This is a genomic window from Alteribacillus sp. JSM 102045 (assembly GCF_041949975.1).
Classification (GTDB): domain Bacteria; phylum Bacillota; class Bacilli; order Bacillales; family Marinococcaceae; genus Alteribacillus.
Genome location: NZ_JBHFQG010000065.1, coordinates 1 through 8,609, shown reverse-complemented (window position 1 = coordinate 8,609; position 8,609 = coordinate 1). Strand labels below are relative to the sequence as shown.

At 42.3% G+C, this 8,609-nt stretch carries 5 protein-coding genes; 3 read left to right on the top strand and 2 right to left on the bottom strand.

The window, feature by feature from the left end; translation table 11 throughout:
• The first annotated feature begins 676 nt into the window (after nucleotides 1-676).
• Nucleotides 677-2,896, top strand: a complete 2,220-nt coding sequence (locus ACE1TI_RS21210) for an S-layer homology domain-containing protein (protein WP_375009515.1) — start codon at nucleotides 677-679, stop codon at nucleotides 2,894-2,896.
• Nucleotides 2,897-3,078: 182 nt separating this feature from the next.
• Entirely contained in the window at nucleotides 3,079-3,270 is a 192-nt protein-coding gene (locus ACE1TI_RS21205; protein ID WP_375009514.1) for a hypothetical protein, read from the top strand.
• A gap of 151 nt (nucleotides 3,271-3,421) precedes the next feature.
• Here the strand turns inward: ACE1TI_RS21205 and ACE1TI_RS21200 are convergent, their stop codons facing one another.
• Together ACE1TI_RS21200 and secA2 are read right to left on the bottom strand one after the other, a co-directional pair.
• On the bottom strand, nucleotides 3,422-4,342 hold the full coding sequence (locus tag ACE1TI_RS21200) for an accessory Sec system S-layer assembly protein (protein WP_375009513.1): 921 nt from the start codon (nucleotides 4,340-4,342) through the stop codon (nucleotides 3,422-3,424).
• Nucleotides 4,342-6,711, bottom strand: a complete 2,370-nt coding sequence (gene secA2 / locus ACE1TI_RS21195) for an accessory Sec system translocase SecA2 (protein ID WP_375009512.1) — start codon at nucleotides 6,709-6,711, stop codon at nucleotides 4,342-4,344. The genes ACE1TI_RS21200 and secA2 overlap by 1 nt, the downstream gene beginning before the upstream one ends.
• A 168-nt stretch (nucleotides 6,712-6,879) precedes the next feature.
• On the opposite strand from secA2, the gene ACE1TI_RS21190 reads away from it, so the two are divergent.
• Nucleotides 6,880-8,328: an S-layer homology domain-containing protein gene (locus tag ACE1TI_RS21190; protein ID WP_375009511.1), complete on the top strand. Its 1,449-nt coding sequence runs from the start codon at nucleotides 6,880-6,882 to the stop codon at nucleotides 8,326-8,328.
• Nucleotides 8,329-8,609 lie beyond the last annotated feature (281 nt).

Here is an 8,609-nt window from a genome sequence, read left to right as displayed (position 1 = left end):
AAATATATTCAACACTATAATGAAGAGCGAATACAAGAAAAACTAGGCTACCTTACTCCAAAAGAGTTTGGAGTCAAAGCAGCCTAGCAGGTGTTTTATATCTGTCTCATTTAGCTATGGCAGTTCAGGCTGCTCGTTTTTTTGTTTGTTTAGGAAATTATGTTTTTACAAGTTGTGGATAACTATCTCCATATTGTTTGATCCGCGTCTAGCTTCAGCGCCCAGCCTCTCGGAGGCCCAAGACGGTTTAAGGAACTTTTGCTAGAATCGCGAACATCGTGTTCGCAACGCAAAAGTCAGCACATCCTGTGCAAGCCAGTTCGACGTTGTCACAGGACGTGACGTTTTTGGCGACGAAAGTGCAACGCAGAAGTCACCACATCCTGTGGAAGTAAGAGCGTCTTTCATGACTGGAAAACATTTTCCTGTCGAGGCTGATCAGGGCGCTTGCTCTTTTGTTCGTATGTGAAACGCTTTGCGCCCTCAACAGAGGTGGAGTAAAAATCTACAGAGTTCGATTTTACTCAAACCAGCCGTCTTTTTAGCGAAATATACTTAAAACTTTTTTTCTAATTGTTCTAATAGAATTGACACTATCCGACAATTGGAATATTCTACTATTAGTATTTTTTCATAGATTCATAGAATTTTACATACTGGGAGAGGATTTAGAAAAATGAATGTAAACACTGTAATAAAACGCGGAGTTACGGCGGCGCTTTCGATGATGCTGTTTTTTACCGCAGCGCAGGGAGCGGGAGCATCGTCTTTTCAAGTAAGTCCGGGTGTTTTATATGAAAGCGATTCAAGTGCCGGTGCAAATGTTTTAACAGTAGATTTAACGAATGAACATAGTAAACTGGATATTGGGGTTCCAAACCCGCTTAATCAGCTTCAAACTACGTCTCAGCAAGCTAGAAACGCCACAACAGAAGGTAATAGAGTAGTAGGCGCTGTGAATGCTTCATTCTTTGACATGGGAGCCGGTTCTACTCAGCTTCCGTTTAGTATTATTACAAAAGAGAATGAAATCATCAGTTTTGGCCAGATATCAGAAGGCAGAGAGCATTATCGGAGCGAATCGATTGTGTTTGGAGAAAGAAGCAACGGAAAAGTTTCGATCGGTGAGTATGATGCAAAAGTTTCTGCAGAAGTGAATGGAAAAACAGTTTCTGTTAATAACATTAATAATACCCGCCGGGATAATGAAGCTGTACTGTTTACCTCTTCTTACATAAATGATCGGACAGGGACAAACTCTTACGGAATGGAAATTGTAGTGGAAAATGCATCAGGAAATCCTGGCAGCTTTTCATTTGGCGATGAAATCAGCGGCACTGTTTCAGCAGTCCGCGGATACAGTGAAGACGGAAACTCACCGATCCCGTCTCATGGATTTGTTGTTTCAGCTCGCGGTGATAAATATGATCAGTTAAAAGATGTAAAAGAAGGCGACTCCATTACAGTGGGAGCTTCTATTAATGACCGCTGGAAAGATGCCTCCTTTATTCTCGGAAGCGGTCCACAGCTCGTTCGAAATGGGGAAGTAAACATTACCATGGATCCGTCGAGCTGGCGCTATACATCTAAAACAGCACGTACTGCTGTAGGTGTGGACGATTCCGGTGATACGGCTTATATGGTAACACTTGATAGAGCAGATATCGGGGAACTTGCACAATATATGAAAATCTTAGGTGTCGACCGGGCATTGAACTTCGATGGCGGCGGTTCAACGACATTAGTAGCAAGACAACACGGAGACGAATTTGCGAATGTAATGAACAATCTCTCTGCAGGAAGTGAGCGTTCTGTTTCATCCACCCTTCAAGCAGTAAGTACAGCACCTACGTCTGACTTAGCACGTCTTGTACTTTCGAGAGAAAGCGGCACGCTTCTGGTTGGACACGAAATTGATATGTCTTATTCCTACGGCATGGATGAATATTATAATCCTGTAAAGGTAAACGGCAGTGATATTACATGGAGTGTCAGTAACAGCACAGGCTCTATGAGTGATAGCACGTTTACCGCAGAAGAAGCAGGGGAAGGACGTATTCAAGCTAACTTTAACGGCAGCCAAGTTGGTTCTACTTCAGTAAAAGTGACGGATACGTTTGATTCATGGAATTTATCTCAATCGGAAGTAAACATTAGCACAGGGGACAGCGTAACACTGTCTGCTAGTCCTGAATTATCCAATGGGGAAAAACTATTGTTTGATTCAGATCGAATTGAATGGGAAATTAGCGGAGATATTGGAACGATTAACAGCAGCGGCCGTTTTACGGCAGGCAGTGAAAAAGGAAGCGGTACGATTACGGCAAAGCTTGCTGCAAATGAAATAGAAATACCAGTAGACGTTACCGCTCCTGCCATGTTTAGTGATGTAAGCAGTAATTACTGGGCAGCAAGCGAGATTGAATATCTTGCCGAACGTAACATTGTCAGCGGATATGAAGACGGCACTTATAGACCAGGTATGAAGCTGAAACGTTCGCAAGCAGCAAGCATGCTCTCTAGATCATTTGATTTTGACCGTGATAATCGTCCAGATCCTGGTTTTTCAGATGTAGATAGTGATTTCCATGCTTACTCTGTCATTGCAGCCGTAGCGGATGAAGACCTAATGCGCGGCGATGGCGAAAAATTCCGTCCGAACGGAGATTTAACTCGTGCACAAATGGCTGTCATTCTCACACGCGCGTTTGACCTGGAAAGCGACACGAATAATACGTTTAACGATGTAGATTCCGATTACTGGGCATACGAGGAAATTGAAGCGCTGGCGGCACACGGAATCGGCCGCGGAAGTGACGGAGATTTCCGTCCGGGTGAGGCTGTCACACGAGCTCAGTTTGCTACCTTTATGAAACGTGCTTTAGAAGATTTGTGAAAAATTATAGCTCCTGATCCTGCGGGTTTCCGCCAGGTTGGGAGCTTTTTTGTTGTTTAGGAAATTATGTTTTTACAAGTTGTTGATAACTATCACCATATTGTTTGATCCGCGTCTAGCTTCAGCGCCCAGCCTCTCGGGGTTAAATAACCTCCAGTCATGAAAGGAAAAGAGCGCCTTTCATGACTGAAGAACATTTACCTGTCGAGGCTGAACAGGGCGCTTGCGCTTTTGTTCTTATGGCCTGTATTGGGGTCTGGCCCTTTCACATTTCTTACAAAATATGGAATCAAGAGAGTGATTTTGTTCATAAAGGCGTGAATTTTGTTCATAAGTTCCCGGAAGTTGTGCATAAAACCCAAAAAGTCAGGTAAATACAACCAAACCGAGTGCATAAACCGGCAAATTGAACAACTCCCAATACCACACTATAATCCCACCCGGTTCCCTGACTTAATACCACTACCGATCTGGTCGATGAAAAAACCCCTTCTGCCAGGAGCAGAAAGGGGAGTATGCCTATATTTAATGTTTTGCATTCTTTTGAACCGGATATGCTTTCCATGTGCTCAAATCAATTTCTTCATCACTCACCAGTTCTTGTGGGAAAATAAAGGTCCACGGCTTGCTGGTGTTTGCTTTCACTTCAAAGTGATCAAGAGTGAAGCCGCCTTTTGCAACGGTTTGACCGCTCGCATCTTCTACTTGAAGTGGAATTTGTTCGAGTGTGATGTTTTTATTGCTTCCATTACGAACTAACATTGTGACGTGCAGGTCGCCGTTTTCTTTTCGAATGGCTTTTAACCCCATAAAGTTAACCTCACCAGGTTTTGGCGGAGTTAAGTTTTCTACCATTTCCTGCAGCTTTGCTTTATCTTTTTCCGCAAGCGACTGTTCCCAGCTGTTTTCTAGAGAAAGACTGTGTTTACGAGAAGATGGCTTCAGCTGAAAAGCGAGCTTCCATCCCTCTGCCGGAAGATCATTGGTAAATAGATCTGCTTCTGTGAAGGTGAAATTCCAGGGACGGCTGCTCTTTCCTGGAATTTCGCCTGCTTGAGATAAGTCCATGGTTTTTCTTCCGAGTACCTTATCATTGCCGTCTAGAAGCACGAGTGTTGTTTCATGAAGCTTGATGGTTTTATTCAAGCTGTTGCGAATAAAAGCAGTTACCTGGTATTTGCCGTCCTTTTCTTCCTGAAGACTGATCCCGGAAAGCGAAATTTGATTCGGTTTTAACGGAGGACATTCCATATTTAAAAACTGAAAGGCATATTGATCTTCTTTAGAAATCGTCCACTCCGGATGAATGGAAAGATCAGTATCTACATTTTGCCCGGATTCTTCTGTATCACTTGTTTCATTTAAAAGTTCTTCGGAGGAAACAGTCGTTTCATTTCCCTCCATTTTCGGTTTTCCGTTTCCTTTTTTACGAAAAAATGGGAGCATTATTTTTTCACCTCTTCTGGAAGCACTAATGGTCGTATTAATTTAGATAAATGAACAGAAGCATCTTGTTCAATCATATCGTACATTCTTGCAAATAGTTCATATCCTTCTCGAGTAAAGACGCGCATAGGGTCTTCCTGCTGATAGCTTCGAAGTCCGATTCCTTCTTTTAACCTCGTCATTTCTTCAAGATGGCTCAGCCAGTGGCGGTCAATGGTGGTTAATAGCACTTTTCGGGCCTGGGTCTGGACACCGCTTTTTTTACGAAAGGCTTCTACTTTTTTCAAATATTCTTCTGTTTTTTCTTCTGTCGTTTCCAAGATTTCCCGGCGGTCTTCTGCATTTTTTGGAAGCTTTATTTTCGGGTCAAGCACAATATGATTCAAGCGGCTTTGCAGCTCTTCGATGTTCCAATCTTCCGGTAGGTATTCGTCACCGCAGTAGCTGTCCACAAGTTTTTTCGTACTCGATTGCACCATGTCCATCCAGGTGCTGAGCGGATCCTCTCGTTCGAGTACTTTATCACGAAGCGTATAAATGACGTTTCGTTGTTCGTTTGCAATATCATCAAGTTTTAGCGTGTATTCTCGAAAAGAGGCATTGGCATTTTCGCACATTTCTTGGGCCAGGTTTACTATGTCATGCGCTTCTTCGTTTAATACTATGCCGTTCGCATCCGTTTGTAATTTTTCCTGTAATTTATCAATGTCTTCTTCTCCAAAGCGAAGCAGCATATCATCTTCGAGGGAAATAAACATCTGGGTTTCTCCTGGATCTCCCTGGCGGCCGGAACGCCCTTTCAGCTGATTATCTATCCGGCGGTTCTCATGCCGTTCTGTACCAAGCACAAATAAGCCGCCGAGTTCTGCTGCACCTTCTCCTAACATGATATCGGTTCCGCGGCCAGCCATATTGGTCGCAATCGTCACTTGGCCTTTCTGCCCTGCAAGAGATATTAACTGAACTTCTTTTTCCACGCTTTTGGCATTTAACAGCTCATAAGGCATTTGTTGTTCATCCAGGTAGCGTGCCATCGTTTCGGACTGAATGATAGAAGAGGTTCCAATTAATACAGGCTGTCCTTTTTGGTGACGTTTTTCTACTTCTTCTGCTACAGCACGGTATTTGTCATCAGCGGTGGCAAATATTATATCTTTTCGATCCTCTCGAATTCTCGGTTTATTCGTAGGAATCTGGATAACATCCATGCCGTACAGATTTCTAAATTCTTGTTCTTCTGTTTTAGCAGTACCGGTCATTCCGCTGATTTCCGGGTACATTCTAAAATAGTTTTGGACCGTAATTTGAGCCTGTGTTTTGTTTTCTTCTGTAATTTCAAGGCCTTCTTTAGCTTCTAAAGCCTGGTGCAGCCCGTCACTGAAAGTACGCCCGTCCATAATCCGGCCGGTAAACATATCAACCAGCTTGATCTCGCCTTCTTTTACGATGTAGTCGACATCGCGTTTAAACATCACCCGTGCGCGCAGCGCCTGCAGAACAAAATGATAAAGCGTATGATGTTCAAGGTCGTAAAGGTTATCAATTCCAAATGCTCTTTCTACTTTTGTTATGCCGTGATCTGATAAACTGACAGACTTTGAAATAGGATCATATAAGTAATCTCTCTCCGCATCAAAGCTGCGGGCCATCTTGGCACAAATTTGGTAAAGACTAGGGTTTACTTGCGTTTTTCCAGCGATGATAAGAGGAGTTTTAGCTTCATCTACCAGAACGCTGTCAATTTCATCTATAATAGCAAAGTGGTACGGGCGCTGTACTTTTTCAAAAGAATTGTAAACCATGTTGTCTTTTAAGTAGTCAAAACCAAATTCATTGCCGACTCCGTATGTTATGTCTGCTTCATAAGCTTTTTTCTTTTCATCTTTAGCTAGCCTGGGAACGTTTAGTCCTACGCTCAGTCCAAGAAATTCGTGAACTTGGCCGATAAGATCGCGGTCACGGCGGGCCAGGTATTCGTTCACTGTGATTACATGAACCCCTTTTCCTTCTAATGCACGAAGGTAGCTCGGCAGGGAGGCAACTAACGTTTTCCCTTCTCCGGTTGCCATTTCGGCAATGTCTCCGTCATTTAAAGTTAAACCGCCGAGCAGCTGAACGTCATAATGCCGAAGTCCTAAAATGCGCCGTGAAGCTTCACGGACCACAGCAAAAGCTTCTTCCCTTAGTTTTTGCACGGTTTCGCCGTTTTGAAGCCGGTCTTTAAACTCATTTGTTTTTTGATGGAGCTCTTCATCTGATAGTGTTTCAATGTGAGGTTCAAGCTTATTAATCCGTTCTACGACTTTTTTATATTTTTTTAATCGGCGTTGTTGTTCGTCTCCGATTATTTTTTTCAATGAATCAATCATGTTGTTCTCTCCTTATTATATCGAGCATCTATCCATAGACTTTTTTCAGTATATCATTTTTTTTGTTGGTATTTCATTACTCTTTAGACGTTTTTCGGTAAAAGAAGATTGGAAGAGTATGGAACATTCGATATAATGATAATAGTTTCATAGAAGGGGGTCAAAAGCATGAAAAAATGGTTTGCAGCTGCAACCCTGGCAGCAGCCACTGTGTTAGTGAGCACACCAGCTCTAGCTGAAGACGAGGACACAGGAACACCAGGGGAAGAAGAGTTATCATATAAAGAGAAGAAAGACTTGTTAACAGAAACGGCATTAGATCACGATATCCCGCCGGAAATTTTAAAAGCAATCGCCTATGAAGAAACAGGTATGCGTCAATTTGATGAGTATGGAAACACCATAAGAAATGAAAACGAAGATGGCGGCATTGGGATGATGCAGGTCACATTAAATGAGGATGATCTGGAAAACCGCCAGGTCGACCGGGAAAGACTTGAAAGAGACACAGTTTATAACATTGAAATCGGTGCAGAATTGTTAAATGAAAAATGGGATTGGTCCGGAAATATTATTCCCAGCGTAAACGATGGTGACAGAGAGATTCTTGAAAACTGGTATTTTGCTGTTCTGGCTTATAATGGTCTGGATCGTCGAAATGATCCGATCGAGAATTCCAGTACCTACCAGGATGATCTCTATAAAACGATAGCAGAAGCTAATTTACTAGAGTTTGAAAGCTTTGAGTTGCCGGAGTTCGAAGCAGAGTACCGTGATGATGAAAATAGAATGAGATTCGCAGATGAGCAACTGCATCTCACCACCGAACAAACCACCCGCTCCTTGCAAATATTTGAAGAAGGAGACAAGGTTTACAGTTACTCTGAGGATGCCGGGTCTACTATTAATTTTCGCGAAGAACCAACAACTTCTTCGAGAATACTGGGAGATGTTTTCCTTTATACTCCACTTTCCGTGGAAGGGCAATTAGAACATGATGATAACAGAGATAATCACTTTGGATATTATCCGTTTTATTATGCGGATATTCACGGCTACATGGCAAGTTCGTATGTTCGTGACGGGGAAGTAACGGCATTTTCTGATGTTCAAAGACAAGAGCTCGTTGAAGCGGTTGGATTTTTAGAAGTACGAGATATTATCAGCGGTTATCCGGATGGAACATTTCGCCCAAATGAACCGATTTTAAGAAGGCATGCTGCTTCTATGCTGTCTAAAGCACTTGAGCTTAATGTTCCAGATGATTACGAATTGAAAGCAACCGACATAGAAGAAGATGACTTAGGTTATAAAACGATGAAAACCGTGGAATACCATGGCCTTATGACAGGCAGCGGTGAAAAAATCCGCCCTAATGAAAATATGACAAGAGCGCAAATGGCATCTGTCTTGGCCGCGGCCTTTGAAGATAAGCTGCCGGAGTATTCGGAAGACCATGAATTTGAAGACATTCCTTCCGACTTCTGGAATTATGATGCGATCAATACGTTATATCAAAGCGGGTTGACCAATCAAGATCCGTACCGTCCAGGAGAAGATGTAACACGTTCACAATTTGCTCTGTTTCTTCAACGAGCTATGTTGATGGAAGAATAAAAAAAATTATAAAAAAAGCGGCTGCCGGTAAAGGCTGGCCGCTTTTTAATTGTTTAGGCAATTACACTAGTGTTGCAGGAAAATAAAATAAAAATGTCAAGCGAAATAACACATTTCTAATATTGTCAATATTGTGAATTATAACTACAAAATGCATAAAAAAACCTTATAATTAGAGAGTGGTAGTCCAGTCCAAATCTCTAACTATAAGGAGATAGCATGGACAATCATACCACAAAAACTGTATTTAAGAAATACATTCATCCATTAGAAACAAAGGT

Excerpts from the sequence above, each read along its gene's own strand:
- ACE1TI_RS21210 (WP_375009515.1), top strand. The coding sequence starts at position 677 with ATGAATGTAAACACTGTAATAAAACGCGGAGTTACGGCGGCGCTTTCG.
- ACE1TI_RS21205 (WP_375009514.1), top strand. The coding sequence starts at position 3,079 with ATGACTGAAGAACATTTACCTGTCGAGGCTGAACAGGGCGCTTGCGCT.
- ACE1TI_RS21200 (WP_375009513.1), bottom strand. The coding sequence starts at position 4,342 with ATGCTCCCATTTTTTCGTAAAAAAGGAAACGGAAAACCGAAAATGGAG.
- secA2 (WP_375009512.1), bottom strand. The coding sequence starts at position 6,711 with ATGATTGATTCATTGAAAAAAATAATCGGAGACGAACAACAACGCCGA.
- ACE1TI_RS21190 (WP_375009511.1), top strand. The coding sequence starts at position 6,880 with ATGAAAAAATGGTTTGCAGCTGCAACCCTGGCAGCAGCCACTGTGTTA.